Origin of the sequence: Pseudomonas sp. PDM32 (assembly GCF_019219225.1) — a bacterium.
GTDB classification, from domain to species: domain Bacteria; phylum Pseudomonadota; class Gammaproteobacteria; order Pseudomonadales; family Pseudomonadaceae; genus Aquipseudomonas; species Aquipseudomonas laurylsulfatiphila.
Genome location: NZ_JAHUWE010000001.1, coordinates 26,060 through 51,079, shown reverse-complemented (window position 1 = coordinate 51,079; position 25,020 = coordinate 26,060). Strand labels below are relative to the sequence as shown.

Sequence of the window (25,020 nt, the reverse complement as noted above, 5' to 3'; positions counted from 1 at the left end):
GCGCATTCAATGCGCCCTTTTTTCGTTGCAGCAATGGATCAGAACGCCGGCACTACCGCGCCTTTGTACTTCTCGAGGATGAAGGCCTTCACTTCCGGGCTGTGCAAAGCGGCAACCAGCTTCTTCATCGCGTCGCTGTCCTTGTCATCCGGGCGAGCCACCAGGATGTTCACGTACGGCGAGTCGTTGCCTTCGATGACCAGCGCGTCCTTGGCCGGATCAAGCTTGGCTTCCAGCGCGTAGTTGGTGTTGATCAGCGCCAGGTCGACCTGGGTCAGCACGCGCGGGATGGTCGCGGCTTCCAGTTCGCGGATTTTCAGGTCCTTGGTGTTCTCGGTGATGTCCTTCACGGTCGACAGGATGTTGTTCGAATCCTTCAACTTGATCAGCCCGGCCTTGGCCATCAGCAACAGTGCACGGCCGCCGTTGGTGGCGTCGTTGGGGATCACCACGTTGGCGCCGCCAGGCAGTTCAGCGAGGGTCTTGTACTTGCTGGAGTAAGCGCCCAGGGGTTCCAGGTGCACACCGGCGACAGATACCAGGTTTGTACCCTTGGCCTTGTTGAACTCATCCAGGTACGGCTGGTGCTGGAAGAAGTTGGCGTCCAGGCGCTTTTCCGCGACCTGCACGTTCGGCTGGATGTAGTCGGTGAAGACCTTGACCTTCAGGTCCACGCCTTCTTTGGCCAGGGTCGGCTTCACGAATTCGAGGATCTCGGCGTGGGGCACCGGGGTGGCCGCGACGGTCAGGGTGTCAGCCGCGTGGGCCGAGAATGCGGCAACGGCAGCGAAGGCGACGAGTAGTTTTTTCATTCAGCTAACTCCTTGTGAGGCGCCCGTTTGGCGCCTGCCAGCGAATGGCCGGCTCATGTCTTACTTACGGGAAAAGTGGACGACCAACTTGTCGCCAACGGTTTGTAGTACCTGGACCAATACCAGCAGCAACACCACCGTCACGACCATCACATCGGTCTGGAAACGCTGGTAACCGAAGCGGATCGCCAGGTCACCCAGACCGCCGGCGCCGACGACACCCGCCATCGCGGTGTAGGACACCAGTGTAATGGCGGTCACCGTAATCGCCGCGAAGATGCCCGGACGAGCCTCAGGCAGCAACGCATTGGTGATGATCTGTCGCGTGGTCGCACCCATGGCCTGGGTGGCTTCGATGATGCCGCGGTCCACTTCACGCAGGGCGGTTTCCACCAGACGGGCGAAGAACGGCGTGGCACCCACCACCAGCGGCGGGATCGCCCCTGCGACACCGAGGGATGTGCCGGTGATCAACACGGTGAACGGAATCATCACGATCAACAGGATGATGAACGGCAGCGAACGCAGAATGTTCACCACCAGCGACAACATCGCGTAGACGCCTTTGGCTTCCAGCAACTGGCGTGGGCTGCAGAGGAACAGCAGCACGCCCAGCGGCAAGCCGAGCAGTACGGTGAACAACAGCGAACCGCCGAGCATCAGCAGGGTGTCGCCAGTGGCCAGCCAGATTTCGAGCCAGTCGATATTGGCGAAGAAACTTGTCAGGGCTTCCATTAGCGCAGCACCTCCATGTGGACGTCGGCTGCGATGAAGCGGGCGAACGCCGCTTCCATGTCACCGCCGGTCACGGCCAGGGTCAGTTGCCCGTAAGGGATGTCTTTGATGCGGTCGATACGGCCGGCCAGGATGCTGTAGTCCACCCCGGTTTCCCTGGCGACGGTGCCCAGCAACGGCGCGTAGGTCGCTTCGCCCTGGAAGGTCAGACGCACGATGCGACCCGGTACGTGAGCGAAGTCGTCACGCTGTTCGCTTTCGTCGATCTGCTCGTCTTCCTGCACAAAGCGCTTGGTGGTCGGGTGCTTCGGATGCAGGAACACCTCGGCCACCGAGCCTTGCTCGACGATCACGCCGGCGTCCATCACGGCCACCTGGTCGCAGACCCGGCGGATCACGTCCATTTCGTGGGTGATCAACACGATGGTCAGTTTCAGCTCGCGATTGATCTCGGCCAGCAATTGCAGGACCGATGCAGTGGTTTGCGGGTCGAGGGCGCTGGTGGCTTCATCGCACAGCAGGATTTTTGGCTTGGTCGCCAGGGCGCGGGCAATGCCGACACGCTGCTTTTGCCCGCCGGACAATTGCGCCGGGTACTTTTTTGCGTGGTCGGACAAACCGACCCGCGCCAGCAACTCGGCCACGCGCGAATCGATTTCGCTGCGCGACAGCTCGCCGGCCAGGGTCAGTGGCAGCGCGACGTTGTCGGCGACGGTCTTGGAGGCCAGCAGGTTGAAGTGCTGGAAAATCATCCCGACCTGCTGACGGAAGCGGCGCAGGCCGTTGGCGTCGAGCGCGGTGACTTCTTCACCGTCGACGGTGATCTTGCCGCCGCTGGCGTTTTCCAGGCGATTGATCAGACGCAGCAGGGTACTTTTTCCTGCGCCGGAATGACCAATCAAGCCGAAAACCTGTCCGTTCTCAATCGTCAGACTGGTCGGATGCAGCGCGGGGATTTCCTTACCGGCGACGCGGTAGGTTTTATGGACGTTTTGAAACTCGATCACGTAGCGAACCTTGTGGGGCGCGTTAGAAAAGGGTCAGCGGTTAGCCGGGCGCGCATTTTAGCCTGTCCGTATAGAGGTTCTTAGCATTTATTTCGCATTTGTCCTGTCATTTGGCAATAACGCGATCAAAGGTCAGAAAAAAGGAACGGCTGAATAAGCTCGTCAGTCACTACTTAGGCCACTGGAATATGCCTGAGGAGTTCACGCCTGATGAGTACCAAGAAGCCTGCCGCCACCAAGAGCGTCCTGGCCGGGACCGATACCCCGGACCGCCACAACACCAACGCCAAGCTCGACAGCCTGGAAACATTTCGCTCCGATGCCACTGAGCAGGCCTTGCGCACCAACCAGGGCGTGAAGGTTGCGGACAACCAGAACACCCTGAAGGCCGGGGCTCGCGGGCCGTCGCTGCTGGAAGATTTCATCATGCGTGAAAAGATCACGCATTTTGATCACGAGCGCATTCCCGAACGCATCGTTCACGCTCGCGGCACCGGCGCCCACGGTTATTTCCAGAGCTATGAAAACCACTCGGTGCTGACCAAGGCCGGTTTCCTGCAGGACCCCGCGAAGAAAACCCCGGTGTTCGTGCGCTTTTCCACGGTACAGGGGCCGCGAGGGTCAGGCGATACCGTGCGTGATGTGCGGGGGTTCGCCGTGAAGTTCTTCACCGACGAAGGCAACTTCGACCTGGTGGGCAATAACATGCCGGTGTTCTTCATACAGGATGCGATCAAGTTTCCCGACTTCGTGCACGCGGTCAAACCCGAGCCGCATAACGAGATCCCTACCGGTGGCTCGGCCCATGACACTTTCTGGGACTTTGTTTCGTTGGTGCCGGAGTCGGCGCACATGGTGATGTGGGCAATGTCCGACCGAGCAATTCCGAAAAGCCTGCGCAGCATGCAGGGCTTCGGCGTACACACCTTTCGCCTGATCAATGCCGAGGGCAAGTCGCGCTTCGTCAAATTCCACTGGCGCCCTACGGCCGGCACTTGCTCCCTGGTATGGGACGAAGCGCAGAAGCTTGCGGGAAAGGACGCCGACTACCATCGGCGTGATCTGTGGGAGTCGATTGAGATCGGCGACTATCCGGAATGGGAGTTGGGGGTGCAGGTCATCGAAGAGGAAAATGAACACGCCTTCGAATTCGACATTCTTGACCCGACCAAGCTGATCCCCGAAGAACTCGTGCCCATCACGCCGTTGGGCAAGATGGTGCTGAACCGCAACCCGGACAACTTCTTCGCCGAAACCGAGCAGGTTGCCTTCTGCCCCGGGCATATCGTCCCCGGGATCGATTTCTCCAACGACCCTCTGCTGCAAGGCCGATTGTTTTCCTACACCGACACGCAAATCAGCCGACTCGGCGGGCCGAACTTTCACGAGATCCCGATCAACCGCCCGGTGTCGCCGTTCCACAACGGCCAGCGGGATGCCCAGCACCGCACCACCATCGACAAGGGGCGTGCGTCTTATGAGCCGAACTCCATCGATGGCGGCTGGCCAAAGGAAACGCCTGTTTCGGCGCAGGATGGAGGCTTCGAGAGCTATCCGGAGCGCATCGACGCCAACAAGATTCGCCGGCGCAGCGAATCGTTCGCTGACCACTTCTCCCAGGCTCGCTTGTTTTTCCACAGCATGAGTGAGCATGAACGGGAGCACATCATCTCGGCCTACAGCTTTGAGTTGGGCAAGGTTGAGCGTGAGGCGATCCGCGCCCGGGAAGTGAACGAAATTCTCGCCAATATCGATCTGGAGTTGGCCAAACGCGTGGCGCAGAACCTTGGGTTGCCTGCGCCGGCTCGAGGAACCGTCGAGGTGCGCAAAACCGCACCGGATCACTCGCCGGCATTGAGCCAGGCCAATCTGTTGCCGGAGAACATCAAGACGCGAAAAGTCGCAATTCTGGCGGCCAATGGCGTTGATAGCGCTGCGATTGATGCGATGAAGAAAGCGCTTGCAGCGCAGGGGGCTCACGCGAAGTTACTGGGGCCGACCTCTGCACCCGTGAAAACCGCCGATGGCAAAACCCTGGCGGTCGATGCTTCGATGGAGGGCTCGCCGTCGGTGGCATTCGACGCGGTGTTCGTGCCGGGCGGAGCCGCGTCGATCAAGGCGCTGAGTACGGACGGCGTGGCGTTGCATTACCTGCTGGAGGCATACAAACATCTCAAGGCTATCGCCTTGCAGGGTGAAGCGAAGCAGTTGCTGGATGTATTGAAGCTGGAGGCTGATGCGGGATTGATCGTGGGGACGGATGCGAAGCTGATCAAAGGGTTTTTCGCCGCGATCGGGCAGCATCGGGTTTGGGACAGGGAGGCGAAGGCCAGGGCGATTCCGGCCTGAATAGGTTTATTGCCAGAAAGACCGCCTTCGCGAGCAAGCCCGCTCCCACAGTAGAGAAGTGTTGACCTCAAAATGTGTGGGCAACCCCAAACCCTGTGGGAGCGGGCTTGCTCGCGAAGCTTTTTAAGGTTTACGCGGACTCAGAACCATCTGCGCCGGAACACTGCGCAAAATCTGTCGCTCCAGCTTCAGGTCAAACTCGGGATCGAGCTTGTTCACCCGTTTTGTCAGCAATGTCGCCAACCAAGGGTAGTCATCGGTGCGTGGAGCCTGAATGCTCACGTCGCACTGAAAATTCACCACATCGGCGGCGATGGCATCCAGTTGGCGACGCAGTTTGCCCATATCGTTGATATTCAGCGCGACCGTGGTGCTTTCAGCCGTCAGGTCGATGACCTTGGCTTTTGGCTTGGCTTCGGCAGCCTTCAGGGCCGCTTCGGCTTTTTCCAGCTCGGCCTTGCGTGCCTGGGCAATCGAGCCATTCACTCCGCCGGTCAGTGCCGGAGCCTTGGGCATCAACGCGCGGGCACGGCTCAGGGCGGTCGCAGCGGCATCCACATCACCCTTTTGCAGCACGATCTGGCTGCGGCGCAGATAGGCTTCGGCCAGTTGCCGCTGGTACTGCTCAAGGGAAGCATCGTTGGGCGATTCGGCCTGCAAGGCCGCCAATTGGTCTTCGGCGGTGGCCAGTTCATCGCTGGCGATGTTTTGTTCCAGCTGTACGATGGCCGTGGCTCGCGCATTGGCGGCCTCGGTGGCCGCCGGCGGCGTGCTTTGGCAGGCGCCCAGCAGCAAAGAAAATGCGACAAGGAGCAGATAACGGGAGGCGAACGACTTCATTCCTGCGACTCTCTATTTGCGCAAAAAACGAGCAAGTCTACACCCCTCGACGGGGCAGAACAAAACTCAGCAGAAACAGCGCGGCGGCTGCCACCACAATCGACGGGCCGGCCGGGGTGTCCTTGAACCAGGACAACGCCAGCCCGCCACACACGGCGAGTATGCCCAGCAGGCTCGCGCCCAGTGCCATCTGCTCCGGCGAGCGGGCGTGACGTTGTGCCGCCGCCGCCGGGATGATCAGCAACGAAGTGATCAGTAACACGCCGACGATTTTCATCGCCACGGCAATCACCACGGCGATCAGCAACATCAGCGCCAGGCGCAATCCGGCCACCGGAAGGCCTTCGACCCTGGCCAGTTCTTCATGCACCGTGATCGCCAGCAATGGCCGCCACAATGCAACCAGCAAGGCCAGCACGGCGGCACTGCCGCCAAGAATCCAGGCCAGATCGGTTGGACTGATTGCCAGCAGGTCACCGAACAGATAGGCCATCAGGTCGATCCGCACTTCGTGCATGAAGCTTAGTACCACCAGGCCCAGAGAGAGCGTGCTGGGTGCGAGAATTCCCAAAAGCGTGTCGGATGCCAAGGGCTGGCGTTGTTGCAAGGTCACCAGTAACACCGCCAGCAGCAGGCAACCCACGGTCACGGCAACCGTCGGGCTGACATCCAGCAGGAAGCCCAGGGCCACGCCGAGCAATGCCGCGTGGGACAGGGTGTCGCCAAAATAAGCCATGCGCCGCCAGACCACGAAAGACCCCAACGGGCCTGCGACAACGGCCAGGGCCAGGCCTGCAAGCAGGGCGTAGAGCAGAAAATCAGCCATGCTTGCAGCCATCTCCGTGAACATGGGGTTGGCCCGATGCGGGCGCCTTGACCACCGAGCCATGCAAATCGTGGGCGTGGTCGTGATGGTGGTGATAAATCGCCAGGCTTTGTGCGTTTTTTCCGAAAAGCTCGACGAACGCCGGATCGCCGCTGACCTGCTCGGGATGGCCTGAACAGCAGACGTGACGATTGAGGCAAACCACCTGATCCGTGGTGCTCATCACCAGATGCAAATCGTGGGAGACCATCAGCACGCCGCAACCGTGACGGTCGCGCAGGCGGGTGATCAGGCTGTACAGCTCAGCCTGGCCGGCCACGTCGACACCCTGTACCGGCTCATCGAGTACCAGCAGTTCCGGTTCGCGCAACAAGGCCCGGGCCAGCAGCACGCGTTGCATTTCGCCACCGGAAACGCTTTGCACTGGGCTGTCGATGACCTGTTCGGCGCCGACTTCCTTGAGTGCTGCCAAGGCCATCGCACGGTCTACGCCCGGCACCAGACGCAGGAAGCGCAATACCGACAGCGGCAGGGTCGGGTCGACATGGAGTTTCTGCGGCATGTAGCCGACCCGCAGTTTCGGCTTGCGCCAGACGTTGCCGCTGTCCGGTTTCAACAGGCCGAGTACGGCACGTACCAGTGTGGTTTTGCCGGCGCCGTTGGGGCCGATCAGGGTCACGATCTGCCCCGGCTCGACGCTCAGCTCAATGTTGTCCAGCACCGGTTGCCCGGCGAACGTGACGGCAACCTGCTCTAGACGGATCAGCGCGTTGCTCATCAAGCCCCCTGGCAACCCGAGCACAGACCGACTACTTCGACGGTCTGGCCTTCGACGATAAACCCGACATCCCTGGCGCTGGCGATGATCGCGTCGCTGATGGACTTTTGCTCGAGCTCGATGGCGGCGTGGCAAACACGGCAGATCAGGAACTGACCCTGGTGTGCATGTTCCGGGTGATTGCAGCCGATGAAGGCGTTGAGCGAGGAAATGCGATGGACCAGGCCGTTTTCCAGCAGGAAATCCAGCGCGCGGTACACCGTCGGCGGCGCGGCGCGGCGACCGTCCTGCTCGCTGAGGACCGCGAGAATGTCGTAGGCACCCAGCGGCTTGTGGCTTTGCCACACCAGTTCCAGCACCCGCCGGCGCAATGCGGTCAGGCGCAGGCCTTGACGAGCGCACAGGGCATCGGCCTCGGACAAAGCGCTGTGAACGCAATGCGAGTGGTCGTGGGGGCGGCTGGCAATCGGTGTTTTTAGCATGAGCGGCGACGAGTTTTGTGAGAGACGTTATTATGTTACCCGTTCTCGCCTCTTCGAGTGGTCATCGTGTCCCGTCTTTTTTCTATCTTTGTCGCATTTTTCGCAAGTTTTCTGCTGATCGGTCCGGCGCAGGCCGAGGTCAAGGTCCTTACCAGCATCAAGCCCCTGCAGTTGATCGCCGCGGCGGTGCAGGACGGCGTGGCGATTCCTGAAGTCTTGCTGCCACCGGGTGCCTCGCCGCACAACTATGCGCTGCGCCCTTCCGACGTACGCAAGGTGCAATCAGTGGACCTGCTGTACTGGATCGGCCCGGACATGGAAGGTTTCCTGCCTCGCGTGCTCAATGGTCGTACGCTGCCCAGCGTCGCCGTGCAGGATTTGCCAGGCATGAAACTCCGCCGTTTTGCCGAAGATAGCCACTCCCACGCCGAAGAAGCCGACGACCACGACCACGATCATCGCCCAGGCAGCCTGGATGCGCATTTGTGGCTGTCACCGGTCAACGCCCGGGTCATCGCCACGAAAATGGCGGCTGACCTGAGTGCCGCCGATCCTGACAATGCCGTGCGCTATCAGGCCAACCTGAAAGCCTTCGACGAGCGTCTCGATGCGTTGGATGCGCGCCTGAAGAAACGCCTGACCGATGTTCAGGGCAAGCCTTACTTCGTGTTCCACGAAGCGTTCGATTACTTCGAAGACGCCTACGGCCTCAAGCACGTGGGTGTGTTCAGCGTCGCGGCCGAAGTGCAACCCGGTGCCCAGCATGTCGCGGCGATGCGCGCGCGCCTGCAGGAAGTCGGCAAGACCTGCGTATTCAGCGAGCCGCCGCTGCGTCCGCGCCTGGCGGAAACCCTGGTGGCGGGTTTGCCGGTGAAGCTGGCGGAACTGGATGCGTTGGGCGGGTACACTCCGGCGACGGCCCAGGGCTATGAGCAGGTGCTGGAGAAATTGGGGAATGATCTGGCGGGGTGTCTGGAGTCGTTGTAACTGACACAACCCTGTGGCGAGGGGGCTTGCCCCCGTTGGGCTGCAAAGCAGCCCCAAATGCATTCAATCAGTTGAATCGCATGGCAGTGCTTCGCACTGCAACGGGGGCAAGCCCCCTCACCACATTTTAAAGGGCGAAAGGCAACGGCGTATTGACCGTCTGCCGCTGCGCCAGGCGCAGCTGGAACTCCATCGGGTCGTGAATCAACACGTCCTGCCCGGCGAACGACTCTGCCGCGATCAAGCGTGACAACCAGAATCGTACGCAAGCCACCCGCAGCATGGTCGGCCACAACTCGGCTTCGGCAGCGGTGAACGGTCGCAGGGCCGCATAAGCGCCCAGCAAGGCCCGTGCTCGCGGTCCATCGATCACTCCCTCGTCGTCCGAGCACCAGTCGTTCAAGGCAATCGCCACGTCGTAGAGCATCGGCCCGGAGCAGGCGTTGTAGAAGTCGATCAGTCCGGTCAGGTGGGTGCCTTCGAACATCGCGTTGTCGCGGAACAGGTCGGCGTGAATGTTCGCCCGCGGCAGAGCGAGGATTTTTTCTTTCTGTCGGGTGATTTCTTCCAGCGCCCGTTGCAGCAGGTCTTTCTGTTCGGCACCGAGGTGCGACAGGAACTGCGTGCCCTCTTCCAGCATCCAGTCCAGGCCGCGATCGGTTTTGCGTTTGATCATGTTGGCCTGGGTCGCCAGGTGCAGATGGCCGAGCAGTTCACCGACCTGAGCGCAATGTTGCGCGTTGGCTTGCTTGATGTGCTTGCCGGCCAGGCGTGGTTGCAGCAACGCCGGTTTGCCCGCCAGTTCGCGCAAGGCCACGCCGTCGGTGGTGCGCAGGGCGTAAGGCACCGGCAGGTCGGCGCCGTGCAGCACGTCGAGCAGTTCGATGAAGAACGGCATTTCCTGAACCGGACCGCGCTCGACCAGGGTCAGGACAAATTCGCCCTGCTCCAGGCTGATAAAGAAATTGGTGTTTTCGCTACCGGCGGCAATCCCCTGGAAATCAAGCAGGCGGCCGAGGCCATAAGGGGCGAGAAAAGCTTCCAGCTCGGGCCGAGCCAGGGGGGTGAACACAGACATGTTTAAACTGCCAGTACGGGCGCCGCTGTTGAGCCAGCGCCGATTAAAGTTAGGGACGACTTACCACTTAAAAATTTCCCACGCCGGAATCAGCATATCCGGGTAATCAGAGCGGATGAAGTTTCCCTCCGAGCCATCCGCACGCACCAGGAAATACGGTTTGCCAACCTTTGGGGTGACCTTGATGGCGTACAAAAAGCCGTTTTGCCGGTATTCCTGAATGGTTTTATCGCCTTCCGTGCGAATGGTCACATCCGGGTCTGCCGACGGTGCATCATCCGCCGCCATGACGGTCAATGGTGTGATTGCAAACATGCCAGCCAGCAACAGGCGATTTAGTGTGCGCATGATAACCTTGTCCCTTTGTCGTCAACGGTCCCGCTATTCTAGCGCCGGACCCGCCGAAAAGGTTGATCCTGCTCATGAGCCAAGCCCCCCTCGTCCTGGTGGACGGTTCTTCTTACCTGTACCGCGCCTTTCACGCGCTGCCGCCGTTGACCACGTCCAAAGGCCTGCCGACCGGCGCGGTCAAGGGCGTGTTGAACATGCTCAAGAGCCTGCGCAAGCAATATCCGAATAGTCCGTTCGCCGTGGTGTTCGACGCCAAGGGTGGGACTTTTCGCGATGACATGTACGCCGAATACAAGGCCAACCGTCCGAGTATGCCCGACGACATGCGCGTGCAGATCGAGCCGCTGCACCAGAGCGTGATCGCCCTGGGCTTCCCGCTGCTGTGCGTCGAAGGCGTAGAGGCCGATGACGTGATCGGCACCCTGGCCCGCAGCAGCGCGGCGGCGGATCGTCCGGTGATCATCTCCACGGGCGACAAGGATATGGCGCAACTGGTCGATGGTCACATTACCTTGGTCAACACCATGACCGGTAGCAGCATGGACGTGGAGGGCGTGAAGGAGAAATTCGGCGTCGCTCCGGAGCAGATCATCGATTATCTGGCGCTCATGGGCGATTCTTCCGACAACATTCCGGGCGTTCCGGGGATTGGCCCGAAGACGGCTTCAGGCCTGCTGGTCGGTGTGAACGGCGGTCTGACCGAACTCTATGCGCAGCTCGACATCGTACCGACCCTGCCGATTCGCGGTGCCAAGACCCTGCCGGCCAAGCTCGAAGAGCACAAAGAAATGGCCTTCCTGTCCTATCAGTTGGCGACCATCAAGGTCGACGTGCCGCTGGACATTGGCCTCGACGATTTGCAAATGGGCGCGGAAGATCCGGCGAAACTCTACGAGTTGTACAGCCTGCTGGAATTCAAGAGCTGGCTGAACGACCTTGATCGCGACGCCAAACGCCTGGAACTGAGCGCTGCCGCCGAGCCTGCACCGGCTGCCGATCTGTTCAGCGAACCAGAGGCCGAAGCACCGGCCGCCGCTGCTGAAGCCGCCTACGAAACCATCCTCGATCAGGCGCGTTTCGATGCCTGGCTGGAAAAGCTGAACAACGCCAAGCTGTTCGCCTTCGACACCGAAACCACCGGCATCGACGCGCAGCAGGCGCAACTGGTGGGTCTGTCATTCGCGGTTCAGGCTAACGAAGCGGCCTACATCCCGTTGACCCATTCCTACATCGGCGTGCCGCAGCAACTGGACCGTGACACTGTCCTGCGCGCGCTCAAGCCGATTCTGGAAAACCCGAACAAGCTCAAGGTCGGCCAGCACGCCAAGTTCGACATGAACATCCTGGCCAACTGCGCCATCGGTGGCGTACAGGACAACGGCATCACCGTGCGCGGCATCGCCTTCGACACCATGCTCGAGTCCTACGTGCTCAACTCCACGGCCACGCGTCATGACATGGACAGCCTGGCGCAGAAGTATCTGGACCACACCACGGTGAGCTTCCAGGACATCGCCGGCAAAGGCGTGAAACAGCTGACGTTCGATCAGATCGCCCTTGAGCAGGCCGGGCCTTATGCCGCTGAAGATGCAGACATCACCCTGCGTCTGCACCAGGCCTTGTTCGAGAAGCTCTCGGCCATTCCGAGCCTGGCCAGCGTGCTGACCGACATCGAAATCCCGTTGGTGCCGGTGCTGGCGCGCATCGAGCGCCAGGGCGCATTCGTCGACGCCGTCCTGCTGGGTGTGCAAAGCATCGAACTGGGCGACAAGATGGTCGCACTGGAGCGCGAAGCCTTCGAGATTGCCGGCGAGGAATTCAACCTCGGTTCGCCCAAGCAGCTCGGCGTGATTCTCTATGAAAAACTCGGCCTGCCGGTGCTGAAAAAGACTGCCAAGGGCCAGCCGTCCACGGCCGAAGAGGTGCTGGCCAAACTGGCGGAAGACGACTACCGGTTGCCGAAAGTGCTCATGGAATATCGCTCCATGAGCAAGCTGAAAAGCACCTACACCGATCGTTTGCCGGAACAGATCAACCCGCGCACCGGGCGGATCCATACGTCGTACCACCAGGCTGTCGCCTCCACCGGGCGCCTGTCCTCCAGCGATCCGAACCTGCAGAACATCCCGGTGCGCACCGCCGAAGGGCGTCGTATCCGCCAGGCCTTCGTGGCCCCGGCCGGTTACAAGCTGCTGGCGGCGGACTACTCGCAGATCGAGTTGCGGATCATGGCGCACCTGTCACGGGATGAAGGACTGATGAACGCCTTCCGCCACAATCTGGACGTGCACACCGCGACCGCCGCGGAAGTGTTCAAGGTCGAACTGGCCGACGTGACCTCCGACCAGCGCCGCAGCGCCAAGGCGATCAACTTCGGTCTGATCTACGGCATGGGGGCGCAGAAGCTCGGCAAGGACATTGGCGTCGACACCAAGACCGCCAAGGCCTACATCGATACCTACTTCGCCCGATACCCCGGCGTACGCCAGTACATGGACCGCACGCGGGCCCAGGCCGCCGAGCAAGGTTATGTCGAGACGTTCTTCGGTCGTCGCCTGTACCTGCCGGACATCAACTCCAACAAGCCGCAAGAACGCGCCGCCGCCGAACGCACGGCGATCAATGCGCCGATGCAAGGCACCGCTGCGGACATCATCAAGAAAGCCATGGTCGCTGTGGATAACTGGCTGACCGCGTCCGGCCTCGACGCCAAAGTCATTTTGCAGGTGCACGATGAACTGGTGCTGGAGGTGCGTGAAGACCTGGTCGACCAGGTTCGCGATGAAATTCGCGTACACATGAGCGAGGCCGCGAAACTGGATGTGCCGTTGCTGGTCGAAGTGGGTGTTGGAAATAACTGGGATGAGGCTCACTGAGCCTTCCTGTAGGAGCGAGCTTGCTCCTACAGAAAAGAGTCGTGTTCTGCTGCGGCATAGTGCCGCGGCAGAAGAGCGCAAACAACTTAGTCCGGAAGGTTATCGGGGTTATTTCAAAGCTATTTGAAAAAAATCTGAACTAATCTTGCGAAGCACTACTCAGAGGTACTGAATGGCTGGTGAAGCCCTTCGATGCTCCTATGTTGTGTTAAGTGTTGGCAGATATCTGGACCCCGCCCTAGCGGTCTAGAGCTTGAACCCCGGAACTTCTCCCTCCCCATATGAAGTCCGGGGTTTTTTTTGCCTGCAGAAAGCTGTCTGGAATGCCCCAGACAGCTTTCGCAGCCTTACCGGGTTTCTACCTCGACACCCTTGTCCGCCAGCTCCATCCAGCCTGCCAGTACGGTATAGGCTTCTTCCAGGCCCATGCGTTTCGGGGCCGAGAACAACTGAATCGTCACCAGATCGCCCCAGCCCTTGCGGATTTCCGCCTGAACCTTGAGCAGCGTGTTCTTGGCCGCGCCATAGGTCAGCTTGTCGGCTTTGGTCAGCAGAATGTGCATCGGCATGCCGGCAGCCACGGCCCAATCGAGCATCAGCAGGTCGAAATCGGTCATCGGATGGCGGATGTCCATCATCAGGATCAGGCCTTTCAAACTCTCGCGGCCACCCAGGTACGCTTCCAGGTGACGCTGCCAGTGTTGCTTGAGCGGGATCGGTACTTTTGCATAACCGTAGCCCGGCAGGTCGACCAGACGGCGTTCATCGTCTAGCTTGAAGAAATTCAACAGTTGCGTGCGCCCTGGGGTTTTCGAGGTGCGCGCCAGGCTGGCGTGGGTCAGGGTGTTCAAGGCACTCGATTTGCCGGCGTTGGAACGCCCGGCGAAGGCGACTTCGAAGCCCTCGTCATCCGGACATTGGTCGACTTTGGCGGCGCTGAGCATGAAGGTGGACTGTTGGCACAGACCGAGGATGGGATTCTTGAGTTGCATGGGATTTCCGATGTGGGCGGCGCCAGGAATGGGGGCGGCAAGCAGTGTCGCTTCCGTTTCAGTGACGCCAGTATATAATGCCGCAGATTTTGTGTGCGCTTTGTCCCAGCGTAGGATGAAGTTCACGAGAGCGACAGACCTTGATTGCGCACTAGAACGCAGCACGCTCTCAACCCTGAAAAGGTCGTTTTATGACGAAATGGCTGCTAGCTGCCGGTGTCTTGATGCCGCTTTACAGCGCTCAGGCTACACAGGATCCGGAAGCTGTGTACAACCGTGTTTGTGGTGCCTGTCATTCCGGCCAATTACCCATGGCGCCGAAAAAAGGCGATCAGGATGCTTGGACGCCGAGGTTGGCGAAAGGTATGGAGACGCTGGTGCAACACGTGACCCAGGGTTTCAAGGCGATGCCGCCGCGTGGTTTGTGCATGGACTGCAGTGCCGAGGATTACCAAGCCATCATCCATTGGATGAGCGAGTAAGCCCGGCCCATAACTCTTAACCCTTAGCCGTAGTTGGATTAGCTGATGAAGAAATTGATCGTGAGTCTGCTGTTGACCGTGGGCATCTCCGGCATAGCCCATGCTGCAGGTGAGGCAGTACAACCGGGTGATGCTAAAGCTGGCCAGGCCAAAGCTGCCGTCTGTGGCGCCTGCCACGGCCCGGATGGCAACAGCATGGCGCCAAACTTTCCAAAACTGGCGGGTCAGGGTGAACGATACCTGACCAAGCAATTGCACGACATCAAGTCGGGCAAGCGCACCGTTCTGGAAATGACCGGCCTGCTGACCAACCTGAGCGATCAGGACCTGGCGGACATCGCCGCCTACTTCGCCAGCCAGAAAGGCAGCGTCGGTGCCGCCGATCCTAAAGTCGTCGCTCGCGGTGAAGCCCTGTTCCGTGGCGGTGACCTGGCCAAGGGCATGCCAGCCTGCACCGGTTGCCACTCTCCGAACGGCGCCGGCAACGCAGCCGCCGGCTTCCCGCACCTGGGTGGCCAGCACGCTCAATACATCGCCAAGCAACTGACCGATTTCCGCAAGGAAGAAGGCGGCCGCACCAACGATGGCGACGCCAAGACCATGCAGACCATTGCCAAGAAGCTGAGCGACGAAGACATCGCCGCGGTGTCCAGCTACATTCAGGGCCTGCACTAAGGCCGGCGGATCGGGCGTTGAGCGCCGTACATATCGCCTGCAACGTTAACGCTCGATTAATCCGTTGCAACGAGTATAAAAAGGGTGGCCTTGGCCGCCCTTTTTTGTGGCCGCTGCCGTTACACTACAGAACTCAAGCCCGCCAGGACCTGTCTGAAAACACGTCGCGCGAGGCGAAAAATTTGTCCAGGAGTGAAGCATGCGTAATCTGATCATCAGCGCCGTTTTTGCCGCTGCCAGCCTGTTCGGCATGACTGCCCAGGCCGCTGAAGCCCCCGCCGCACCTTATGTCGAACTGAGCAATCCGGTTCCGGTCGCCGTGCCTGGCAAGATCGAAGTGGTAGAGCTGTTCTGGTACGGCTGCCCGCATTGCTATGCCTTCGAACCGGTGATCAATCCCTGGGCCGAGAAGCTGCCTTCGGACGTGAACTTCGTGCGCATTCCAGCCATGTTCGGTGGCCCGTGGGACGCTCACGGCCAGATGTTCCTGACCCTTGAAGCCATGGGTGTCGAGCACAACGTTCACGCTGCGGTGTTCAACGCGATTCAGAAAGAGCACAAGAAACTGACCGACAAGAATGACATGGCCGACTTCCTCGCTACCCAAGGCGTGGACAAGGACAAGTTCCTCGCGACTTTCGACTCTTTCGCTATCAAGGGCCAGATCGTCAAGGCTCGTGAACTGGCCAAGAAGTATGAAATCTCCGGCGTTCCAACCATGATCGTCAACGGCAAGTACCGCTTTGACGTAGGCTCCGCTGGCGGTGCCGAACAGGCCCTGCAACTGGCCGACAAACTGATCGACAAAGAGCGAGCGGCTAACAAGGCTGCCGCCAACTAAGGGCAGTCACTGCCATGCGCCGATGGGGTACTGAACGCATCGTTGGCCTGCATGATCCGCGGGTCAACGAGCATCATCTGGAGTCCACGGGCCTGCCCGCAGACAGTCGTCTGCGCTTGCTCAGTTTCAACATCCAGGTCGGCATCAGCACCGAGCGCTACCGGCATTACCTGACCCGGGGCTGGCAGCATCTGCTGCCGCACACCGGGCGTGCCGACAATCTTCAGAAGATCGGCAATCTGTTGGGCGATTTCGATCTGGTCGCCTTGCAGGAGGCCGACGGTGGCAGCCTGCGTTCAGGCTACGTCAATCAGGTTGAGCATCTGGCCCAGCTCGGCGCCTTCCCCTACTGGTATCAACAACTCAATCGCAATCTCGGGCGCCTGGCCCAGCACAGCAATGGTGTGCTCAGCCGTTTGCGCCCGTGGGCCATTGAAGATCATCCGCTGCCGGGCCCAAAGGGGCGCGGAGCCATCCTGGTACGCTTCGGCGAAGGCCCGGAAGCACTGGTGGTCGTCATGATGCACCTGGCGCTGGGCGCCCGTGCGCGCAGCCTGCAACTGGCCTACATCCGCGATCTGATCGGCGACTACAAACACCAGGTACTGATGGGCGACATGAATACCCATGCCAGTGACCTGCTGCAAAATTCCGCGTTGCGCGATCTCGGCCTGCTCGCGCCGCAAATGGAAGCAACGTTCCCCAGCTGGCGTCCACAGCGCTGCCTGGACCATATCCTGCTGAGCCCGAGCCTGACCCTGGAAAAGGTCGAGGTGCTGGCACAGCCCATTTCCGATCACCTGCCGGTCGCGGTAGAGATTCGTCTGCCGGGTTCGCTCACGGCCGATGCATTGCCCGCGTTGAGTCCTGCCCCTCGCGGAACCCATGAATGAGCGACGAAACACAGCGCTGGAAAGAGAAATACCTCAAAAGCATCGAACAACAGGAAAAGCTCGAACGTCGCTGGGACGCGCGGCTCGACTTGCTGCGCCGTGGACTGGTGCGCAGCACCCTGGCGGCGGAAGGTACTGACCGTGCGGTTGACCAATGCATGAAGGAAATACGCGAGGTCGTACGTACCGACGACATGGACGCCGGTCTGGCCGCGCTGATTCCACGCCTGGAAAAAGCCGTGCTCGACTCCGAACAGCGTCGGGAAACCCGGATCAACCAGACCAGTGCAGCCCTGAATGCACTGGTCACTCAACTGCAAACATTGCCGCTGCCACGGGATGTGAGCCGGCCACTCAAGAGTTTCGCCAAGCAACTGGATGCGCGGGTCAGTCAGGCGCGTGAGATACCCTTGTTGCTCAGCGAGCTGAGTGGCTTGCAAGGCAAGGCCCTGAGCCAGCTGGAGACCCCGACGGAACCTTGTCGGCCGGGCTTGCTCCAACGATTGTTCGGCGGTCGTGAAGCAGACGAAGCGGTGGCATCGACAGCTTCTCCTGCGCCGGCGGCTCCCGTAGCCGAGAGCCCTGCGGCGATTATCGAGTCGGCCCCGGTCGTGATTGAGACGGCAATCTGCGAAGTGTCCATGGCGGAGCCAGTTGCAAAGGAGTCCGCGCCGACCGAGCCAGCCGAGGTTTCCCCTGCTCCGGCAGCCGTGGCCCTGGCACCTGCCGTCGCGCCGCTTCAAGCCGTCATTGCAGGCGCGGCAGAAACCGAGCAAGCCGAGAAGCCGACCCCGGAAACACCTCTTGAGTCGCAAGTGAACCCCGACGAGCTGACCGCGTCAGCATCACGGGATAGCTTGGCCTTGCTTGCGAATCCGACAGCGGAGGTGGTCGCCGCAGATCAGCCTCTATCCGGGCACGACACTTTCTACGCACTCCCGGATTCCCCAGAGCCCTCCTACAGCTCGGTGGCCAGCCACATCGAAGACACGCTGCTGGGGCTGCTCGAAGACCTGACATTGCCCGAGCGTCATCGCCCGCAAGCCGAATCCATGCGCGATCGTCTGAAAAATGGTCTGAACTGGTACGAATTACTACCGATTCTCGACGACTTCGCCACGTTGATGCTGGCCATTACCGACAGCGGCCAGCATGAGTTCGAAGCCTACCTGCAACGACTGAACGAGCGCCTCGAATCGTTCCAGAGCAACCTGCAGGCCGCCACCGCAGGACACGCCGACAACCGTTCGGCTGCGCGGCAGATGGACACGCAGATCCGCGAACAGGTTGATGGCCTGCAAAGCAGCATGCAGGACGCTGCGGACCTGGAAGATCTCAAGCACGTTCTGGAAAACCATCTCGAAGGCTTGCTGGGCACCATGGACCAGCACCAGAAACAACGCGATGAGCGCGAGCAAGAGGTCGCTGCGCGCCTGCACAGCCTGGCCGAGCGCGTTGCCCATATGGAGCAGGAGGCCCAGGGTTACCGTGAGCATCTCGAGGAGCAAAGGCAGAAGGCGCTGGTCGACCCGTTGACCGGCCTGCCTAACCGCGCGGCCTGGAGCGAGCGCCTGGATCATGAAGTCAAACAATGGCAGCAACATGGCAACACGCTGTTGCTGGCCATGCTCGACCTCGATCATTTCAAGCGCATCAACGATAACTACGGGCACCTGGCCGGTGACAAAGTGCTGAAGATCATTGCCAGCGTGTTGCGCAAGCGTCTTCGCGGAACGGACTTCATTGCCCGGTTCGGCGGCGAAGAGTTTGTGCTGTTAATGCCATCCACGGTGCCGGCGGCGGGGCTGAAGTTGCTGGAAAGCCTGCGTGCCTCCATCGAGGCCTGTCCGTTCCACTTCAAGGGAGAGCCGGTGACCATTACCGTTTCTGTCGGAATGTCGGCGTTCAGGCCGGGTGAGCACAGCGATCAAGTGCTTAAAAGAGCCGATCAGGCGTTGTACCGTGCAAAAAATGCCGGACGCAACCGCGTGGAGCCGGGCTGAGTATTATTTGTTCCATTTTTGTTTAATTCGCGGCGATTGCCGTCAGCTCGCAAGGCATTACGTTACACTGTTGCATTATTGTCTTGTGTGTACTGCCTTTCGCCATGAAATATCTTGCTCTGATCGTGTCACTTGTTTTGATGGCCGGCTGCGCCAGCGGTCCCCGTTTTGACACCAGTCACCCTTCAACCAATTACGACAGCCGTGTGCAGTTCGTGGTGGTGCATTACACCAACGCCTCGCTGGAGCGTTCGCTGCAACTGCTGACCCACGGCGAAGTCAGCAGTCATTATCTGATCGGTGACGACAAGGGCGCCACAATCTACAAGCTGATGGATGAAAACGTTCGCGCCTGGCACGCCGGGGAGAGCGAATGGGATGGCCGGACCTGGCTGAATTCCAGTTCCATCGGTATCGAAATCGTCAACCCGGGGTTCAAGGACACTCCAACCGGGCGCGTTTGGTACCCCTACAGTGAAGATCAGGTTCAGTCCTTGATCGTATTGCTCAAGGACATCAGCAAGCGTCAGGGTATCAAGCCTCGCGACATCATTGGCCATAGCGACATTGCGCCGTTGCGCAAACTGGACCCGGGGCCGCTGTTCCCCTGGAAGCGTCTGGCTGCCGAAGGTCTGGGCATCTGGCCGAACGAGCAGGCGGTCGCGCGCCAGCAAATGCTGTTCGCCGATCAGTTGCCGAGCATCAGCTGGTTTCAGGGGCAATTGGCCCGCCTGGGTTATGCCTCGCCACAAACCGGCGAGCTCGATGTTGCGACACGACATGTGATAGCAGCCTTCCAGATGCATTTCCGCCCGGCACGTTTCGATGGCACTCCGGACGCGCAAACAGCCGCGCTGCTTTTGGTGTTGAACCAGACAAAATAATGGCGCCCGCCCGGCGGTCAGGGCTTTTTCCCAATCAGCAGCTATAACTCATTGGTAATCCATCGGATATTGCGCAATGACTGCTGCTCGAGAGACCTTCCGTAGTTGGTTCCATCGCCCCTGGTTCCTGGGGTTGATGTCGGCTGTCTTGAGCGCAACGTTGTTGATGGCCGGCAGCCTGTTCGTCGCCATTCATCAGGTCGAGCAAAATGAAAGCGAAGAAATGAATGCTCAGGGCGAGCGCTTTCTCGCCCGCCTGGAGCAGCTGTTCGGGCAACTGCGTGAAAGCCTCGACGACCTTGAAGCGCAACCGTTGCGCGGTTGCGATGCTGAAATGATCGCGACCTTGCAACAGGTTACGTTCAATTATCGCTTCGTCTACGAAGCCGCCTACATGGACTCTTCGCGAATCTGTTCCAATCGCCCTCGCCAGGAAGGGCTGTCGCTGATTCGAGCGCCAGACATCAAAGGCCCGACCTACAGCTATTGGCTCAACACCACCACCGAACCCGATGAAAACCGCGCCGCACTGATGCTGGGGCGCGGGAATTTTCGGGTCGCGACCTCTCGGGGGCATTTGACTGATATGGTCGACCTGTCGCCGGGCAGCAGCCTGCTGGTAGTTCTGGACCATGGTACGCGCGCGATTCCGGTATTGGGCTCATCCCAGATCTGGCCGCCGGTCGAGGCCTGGCCACCGAAAAACCGCGATGCGCTGCAGATCACCCAGACACGCCTGATATACCGCATGCCCACCGACAACCCGGAGTATCAATTGGTGTTGATCAGCCTGCGTACGGGCATGCATATCCCGTCGGTCTGGTGGTGGCTGCTGCCGGCCAGTATTGCGCTGGGCATATGCGTCGGGTTCCTGGTGTTCCTGCTGGTGCAGCAGCGGCAGTCGCTGGATGCCGAACTGGCCGGGGCGATTCGCCGGGGCGAGTTGCAGGTGCTGTATCAACCGATCTTCGACCTCGATAGCCGCAACTGTGTCGGGGCTGAAGCGCTGCTGCGCTGGCGCAGGCCGGACGGTACCCTGACCAGTCCCGACCTGTTCATTCCGATGGCGGAGGACACCGGGCAGATTCGCCAAATGACGGATTTCGTCTTGCAACGCTTGCTCGAGCAACTCGGTCAGTTGCTGCGTGCCAACCCGCAACTGTACATCTCGGTCAATCTCGCGGCGTGTGATGTGATGGTCCCGCGAATCGGCCAGGTCATGGCGAGGCTGCTGACCCTGCACCGCGTCGCTGCGCGGCAAATCGCCTTCGAGGTTACCGAGCGTGGGCTGGTCGATGTGGTGGTGGCCCGGGAAAACCTGCAATCGCTGCGGGATGTCGGGCACCAGGTGTTGATCGATGATTTTGGCACCGGCTACTGCAGCCTCGCCTATTTGCAAACCCTGCCGGTGGATTGCCTGAAAATCGACAAGGCGTTCATTGATGCGTTGGGCCATGACGCCGCCAGCAGCGGTGTGGCCCCGCACATCATTCACATGGCCCAGTCGCTGCATTTGAAGGTGATTGCCGAGGGCATCGAACATGAGGCCCAGGCCGAGTTCCTGAGCAGTGAAGGCGTGAAGTTCGGCCAGGGCTGGCTGTTCGCCCACGCGCTGAGCGCGGTTCAGTTCATTGAATTGATAACCCGGGGGCGACGTCGGGCGGGTGGCCGGCGCCTGGATGACGAAGCGTGACCGCGATCTAGACCGTCAGCGCCAAGTAGAACTGAGTGCCCTGCCCCGGCCGTGAATAGACGCCCATCCGCCCGCCATGCAATTGCACGATTTCCTTGCACAATGCCAGGCCGAGACCGGCTCCGCCTTTCTTGCGTCCGACCTGCACGAACGGCTCGAAGATCCGTCCCTGCTGACCGTAGGCAATGCCTTCGCCGTTGTCTTCGACACTGATGATGACCCGGTCGCCGTGGCGCCGGGCGTGCAGGCGTATCCGCCCGCCGGAACCGGTGTGGCGCAAGGCGTTGTCGAGCAAATTATCGAGTACCCGCTCCAGTTGTGGCTGATCGGCCTGCAAACGCGGCAAAGGCCCCTGCACTTCCACCAGCAGACTGATGTCTTTCTCGGCGGCCGATGCGGCAAAGCGTGACTCAGCCTGTTCCAGCAGCGCCTCGATGGAACACGGCGCCAAGGTGAGTTTCTGCAAGCCGTTCTGGTAACGGGAGAAATTCAGCAGGTCATTGATCAGCTGCATCAGCCGCTGCATCTCTTCATTCACGGTATCGAGCAGGTCGGCTTCCCGGGAGTCCGGGGCAAAGTGCGCGCGCTCGCGGAATAATCCGAAGGCCATGTGCATGCCGGTGACCGGTGTGCGCAATTCATGGGAGGCGCGCAACACAAATTCGCTGCGTACCCGTTCGAAGGCACGTTGCTCCGTGACGTCATGCAGCACCATCACGGCCCCGAGAATATGGCCCAGGGTGTGGCTGACCGGGGTCAGGCTATAGGTCAGCAGTCGCGACTCGCCGTCGACCTCGACACTCAAGTCCTCCGGCGCCCGCTCCAGAGTGCCGCCGCGCAGCACCAGTTGCAGCTGCTCATCGAGTTCAGGGCGCTCCAGCGCCGTGCCCAATCCCTGTCCCAGGCGATCGGACTCCCAGCCCAGCTGACGCTGGGCCACAGGGTTAAGGTGTTCCAAATGGCCCTGACGGTCGATCATCAACAGCCCGTCGTCGATGCTGTCGAGCACGGCCTGCAAACGCTGCTGGCCGGCCAATAACTCATCGACATTGGTGGCCTGATGTTCACGTAGCGCCTGGGCCATGATCCCGAAACGCCGGGTCAACTGGTTGAGCTCCACTGCCGAGGAGATCGGCAGGGTGACATCGAAATTGCCCTGGCCGATATTGTCCGCTGCCTTGGCCAAGGCTTCGATAGGCGCCCCGAAACGCCGGGCAATGGCCTGCGCGGTCACGAAGCCGATGATCAGCACCGCCAGCCCCACCAGGGCGAGCAGCCCGGCGATCAGCAGTGCCCGCTCCCGGGCCTGGCGCTCGGTATCGTTGATGTTATCCAGCGCGCGCTTGTGCTCGGCGATCAGACCATTGCGCAGTGAGTTGAATTTTTCCGTCAGGTTGTCATGGCTGCTGAGCACAGTCGAAGGGTCCGGGGACGCCTCATAAGCTTCGATAAAGCGCTCGTAGTCAGCCTTGGCTTTTCTGAAGCCGTACTCGCTTGCGTTCTGCTCGGGCTCCTGGGCGATGCCTTCCTCCAGTAATTCGAAGTAACGCTGCTTCGAGGCGGCGAAAGCGGCGGAGTCAGGCTTCTCGCTGAGCATAATGATCAGTTGGTCACCCAGGGTCTGGCGCAGCTTGAGTCCCAGGTCCAGGGTGATGAAGTTACTGCGGGTCAGTGCTTCCTGGCTGCCGGCCATCTGCATCACGCTGACCAGCCCGAGCAGGAGCCCGAGCAAGGCGACGGTGATCAGTGCGGAGATGCTCAGGAAAAGCCGGGTCCGCAATTTCATCGCCAGTTTCATCGCCTATTGCTCACAAGTTGTACTGCTTGCGTTTGCGGTACAGCGTCGAGGCATCGATGCCCAGGGTTTTTGCCGCTTGGTCCAGGGTGTCGGCGGTGGCGAGGACCGCGCCGATGTGGGCCTTTTCCAGCTCATCCAGGCTCAGCGCTGCGCCGATGCGCGGTGCGTTGTTGACCGGGGTTTCGGCCATGCCCAGATGACTGATCTCGACCCGCTCCTGCGGACAGATGATGCTCGCGCGCTCGATCACGTTGCGCAGCTCACGGATGTTGCCCGGCCAGCGATAGCCCAGCAGGGCCTCCCGGGCCTCGTCGCTCAAGGCACGCGCGGGGCGGGCATACTCCTTGACGAAACGCGCCAGGAAACGATCCGCCAGGTTGAGAATATCTTCACGGCGTTCGCGTAGCGGTGGCAGGTGCAGGGTAATGACATTCAGGCGATAGAGCAGGTCCTCACGGAAACGACCATCGCGGACCATGTCCTCGAGGTTGAGGTTGGTGGCTGCAAGGATGCGCACATCGGCACGGCGGGTCACCGGATCACCGACGCGCTCATATTCTTTGTCCTGAATGAAGCGCAGCAATTTCGGCTGCAATGTCAGCGGAAAGTCGCCGATTTCGTCGAGAAACAGCGTCCCGCCGTCCGCCTGGTTGACTCGGCCCAAGGTGCTTTCGCTGGCGCCGGTGAAGGCGCCGCGACTGTGGCCGAAGAGCTCGCTTTCCATAAGCTCGGCGGTCAGCGACGGGCAGTTGATCGTGACGCAGGATTTCTTCGCGCGTTTGCTCCAGCCGTGAATGGCTTGGGACAGCTCGCCCTTGCCGGTGCCGGACTCACCGAGGATCAGGATATTGGCATCGGTCGTGGCCACCTGGCGCGCGGTTTCGAGTACCACTTTCATGGCCGGGCTGTGGGAGTCCAGACCATCCTTGGGCTTGCGCACTTCACCTTCCAGGGCTTCCAGCCGCGCCGACAGCTGCCGCACTTCCAGTTGCTTGGCGGTTGCCAACCGCAATTGATCGGGGCTGCACGGCTTGACCAGATAGTCGGCGGCACCGGCCTGAATCGCATCCACCGCCGTGTCGACGGCTGAGTGTGCAGTGACGATCACCACCCGCATCCATGGCGCCTGGATACGCATCTGGGCCAGCACATCCAGGCCGTTGTCTTCACCCAGACGCAAATCGAGGAAGCACAGGTCGAAGACCTGGCGCTGCAACAGGGCTTCTGCCTGCGCGGCGCTGGTGGCGGTGGCAACGCTGTAGCCTTCGTCTTCGAGGCAGTAACGGAAAGTACGCAGGATGGCGGACTCATCATCCACCAGCAGAATGCGGCCTTGGTGCTCAGTGGCTGATTCCATTTTCCTACGCTCCTTAATGAATGATCTTGATTTAGTCCCGGAGAAATCGGGCAAGTTGCATGATTGATTCTGAGCCATTCCTGTCATGGCAGGGTAGCTTTCATCCGATGTATCGGTTAGCCAGCTGATATAGCGGGTCTTTTAATGGAAGCCCGGTTTCCGACAGCGGCCAGCGTGTATTTCTGACATCCGCGTCCTCCTCTCAATTCAAAAAATTTACACCTTCCTTCAAATGAATCGTGCAATACGCACGACTGCACAAGTGGCATCGTGCAGGATGC

Annotated in this window: 22 protein-coding genes; 10 read left to right on the top strand and 12 right to left on the bottom strand. The window is 60.4% G+C overall.

The genetic code is table 11. The features are described from left to right. Positions 1-38 precede the first annotated feature (38 nt). From KW846_RS00255 to KW846_RS00245, 3 genes are read right to left on the bottom strand one after another with little or no spacing between them, the layout of a single operon-like run. Positions 39-812, bottom strand: coding sequence for a MetQ/NlpA family ABC transporter substrate-binding protein (locus KW846_RS00255; protein WP_007969811.1), 774 nt, complete (start codon positions 810-812; stop codon positions 39-41). Between the two features lie 60 nt (positions 813-872). Beyond that, positions 873-1,547, bottom strand: coding sequence for a methionine ABC transporter permease (locus tag KW846_RS00250; RefSeq protein ID WP_008018443.1), 675 nt, complete (start codon positions 1,545-1,547; stop codon positions 873-875). Further along, the gene (locus KW846_RS00245) at positions 1,547-2,554 is read right to left on the bottom strand and encodes a methionine ABC transporter ATP-binding protein (protein ID WP_102701561.1); all 1,008 of its coding nucleotides are present in this window, start codon (positions 2,552-2,554) and stop codon (positions 1,547-1,549) included. The genes KW846_RS00250 and KW846_RS00245 overlap by 1 nt, the downstream gene beginning before the upstream one ends. Positions 2,555-2,764: 210 nt before the next feature. Between KW846_RS00245 and katE the strand changes: the two genes are divergently transcribed. Continuing rightward, a complete protein-coding gene (katE, locus tag KW846_RS00240; RefSeq protein WP_218480915.1) occupies positions 2,765-4,903 on the top strand; it encodes a catalase HPII in 2,139 nt (712 codons plus the stop codon). A gap of 123 nt (positions 4,904-5,026) precedes the next feature. Here katE and KW846_RS00235 read toward each other — a convergent pair whose 3' ends face one another. The 4 genes from KW846_RS00235 to zur are packed head-to-tail and all read right to left on the bottom strand — an operon-like array spanning position 5,027 to position 7,829. After that, complete coding sequence (locus tag KW846_RS00235) at positions 5,027-5,743, bottom strand: PA5502 family lipoprotein (protein WP_218480914.1); 717 nt, start codon at positions 5,741-5,743, stop codon at positions 5,027-5,029. Positions 5,744-5,780: 37 nt separating this feature from the next. Then, positions 5,781-6,569: a zinc ABC transporter permease subunit ZnuB gene (gene znuB / locus KW846_RS00230; RefSeq protein ID WP_015092904.1), complete on the bottom strand. Its 789-nt coding sequence runs from the start codon at positions 6,567-6,569 to the stop codon at positions 5,781-5,783. Beyond that, on the bottom strand, positions 6,562-7,347 hold the full coding sequence (znuC, locus tag KW846_RS00225) for a zinc ABC transporter ATP-binding protein ZnuC (protein WP_095967855.1): 786 nt from the start codon (positions 7,345-7,347) through the stop codon (positions 6,562-6,564). The genes znuB and znuC overlap by 8 nt, the downstream gene beginning before the upstream one ends. Then, entirely contained in the window at positions 7,347-7,829 is a 483-nt protein-coding gene (gene zur / locus KW846_RS00220) for a zinc uptake transcriptional repressor Zur (protein WP_007969799.1), read from the bottom strand. Before zur ends, znuC begins: the two co-directional genes overlap by 1 nt. 66 nt (positions 7,830-7,895) lie before the next feature. Between zur and znuA the strand changes: the two genes are divergently transcribed. Beyond that, positions 7,896-8,816: a zinc ABC transporter substrate-binding protein ZnuA gene (gene znuA, locus KW846_RS00215; RefSeq protein WP_218480913.1), complete on the top strand. Its 921-nt coding sequence runs from the start codon at positions 7,896-7,898 to the stop codon at positions 8,814-8,816. 127 nt (positions 8,817-8,943) lie between these two features. Here the strand turns inward: znuA and KW846_RS00210 are convergent, their stop codons facing one another. Beyond that, the gene (locus KW846_RS00210; RefSeq protein ID WP_015092907.1) at positions 8,944-9,894 is read right to left on the bottom strand and encodes a homoserine kinase; all 951 of its coding nucleotides are present in this window, start codon (positions 9,892-9,894) and stop codon (positions 8,944-8,946) included. Positions 9,895-9,954: 60 nt separating this feature from the next. Next, positions 9,955-10,242 carry a DUF2782 domain-containing protein gene (locus KW846_RS00205; protein WP_007969796.1) on the bottom strand — a complete coding sequence of 96 codons (288 nt, stop codon included), beginning with the start codon at positions 10,240-10,242 and terminating at the stop codon, positions 9,955-9,957. A 74-nt stretch (positions 10,243-10,316) separates the two neighbouring features. Here KW846_RS00205 and polA point away from each other — a divergent pair, with 74 nt between their 5' ends. Beyond that, positions 10,317-13,121 (top strand): DNA polymerase I, encoded by a 2,805-nt coding sequence (polA, locus tag KW846_RS00200; protein ID WP_218480912.1) that lies wholly within the window; start codon positions 10,317-10,319, stop codon positions 13,119-13,121. A gap of 347 nt (positions 13,122-13,468) precedes the next feature. On the opposite strand, the gene yihA is transcribed toward polA, so the two are convergent. Next, positions 13,469-14,113, bottom strand: a complete 645-nt coding sequence (yihA, locus tag KW846_RS00195) for a ribosome biogenesis GTP-binding protein YihA/YsxC (protein ID WP_007969794.1) — start codon at positions 14,111-14,113, stop codon at positions 13,469-13,471. Between the two features lie 191 nt (positions 14,114-14,304). On the opposite strand from yihA, the gene KW846_RS00190 reads away from it, so the two are divergent. The 7 genes from KW846_RS00190 (at position 14,305) to KW846_RS00160 (ending at position 21,584) form a co-directional block, all read left to right on the top strand. Next, positions 14,305-14,595 (top strand): cytochrome c5 family protein, encoded by a 291-nt coding sequence (locus KW846_RS00190; RefSeq protein WP_104450419.1) that lies wholly within the window; start codon positions 14,305-14,307, stop codon positions 14,593-14,595. A gap of 45 nt (positions 14,596-14,640) precedes the next feature. Then, positions 14,641-15,270 (top strand): cytochrome c, encoded by a 630-nt coding sequence (locus KW846_RS00185; protein WP_116579868.1) that lies wholly within the window; start codon positions 14,641-14,643, stop codon positions 15,268-15,270. 199 nt (positions 15,271-15,469) lie between these two features. Beyond that, complete coding sequence (locus tag KW846_RS00180) at positions 15,470-16,111, top strand: thiol:disulfide interchange protein DsbA/DsbL (RefSeq protein ID WP_007969790.1); 642 nt, start codon at positions 15,470-15,472, stop codon at positions 16,109-16,111. A gap of 14 nt (positions 16,112-16,125) precedes the next feature. Beyond that, positions 16,126-17,004 (top strand): endonuclease/exonuclease/phosphatase family protein, encoded by an 879-nt coding sequence (locus tag KW846_RS00175; protein ID WP_007969788.1) that lies wholly within the window; start codon positions 16,126-16,128, stop codon positions 17,002-17,004. Then, a complete protein-coding gene (locus tag KW846_RS00170) occupies positions 17,001-19,007 on the top strand; it encodes a GGDEF domain-containing protein (protein ID WP_218480911.1) in 2,007 nt (668 codons plus the stop codon). Before KW846_RS00175 ends, KW846_RS00170 begins: the two co-directional genes overlap by 4 nt. 104 nt (positions 19,008-19,111) lie before the next feature. Next, the gene (locus KW846_RS00165; protein ID WP_218480910.1) at positions 19,112-19,891 is read left to right on the top strand and encodes an N-acetylmuramoyl-L-alanine amidase; all 780 of its coding nucleotides are present in this window, start codon (positions 19,112-19,114) and stop codon (positions 19,889-19,891) included. Positions 19,892-19,967: 76 nt separating this feature from the next. Continuing rightward, the gene (locus tag KW846_RS00160; protein ID WP_218480909.1) at positions 19,968-21,584 is read left to right on the top strand and encodes an EAL domain-containing protein; all 1,617 of its coding nucleotides are present in this window, start codon (positions 19,968-19,970) and stop codon (positions 21,582-21,584) included. Positions 21,585-21,591: 7 nt separating this feature from the next. On the opposite strand, the gene KW846_RS00155 is transcribed toward KW846_RS00160, so the two are convergent. After that, positions 21,592-23,382: an ATP-binding protein gene (locus KW846_RS00155; protein ID WP_218480908.1), complete on the bottom strand. Its 1,791-nt coding sequence runs from the start codon at positions 23,380-23,382 to the stop codon at positions 21,592-21,594. A gap of 10 nt (positions 23,383-23,392) precedes the next feature. Further along, positions 23,393-24,739, bottom strand: a complete 1,347-nt coding sequence (algB, locus tag KW846_RS00150) for a sigma-54-dependent response regulator transcription factor AlgB (protein WP_007969783.1) — start codon at positions 24,737-24,739, stop codon at positions 23,393-23,395. Positions 24,740-25,020: the final 281 nt, after the last annotated feature.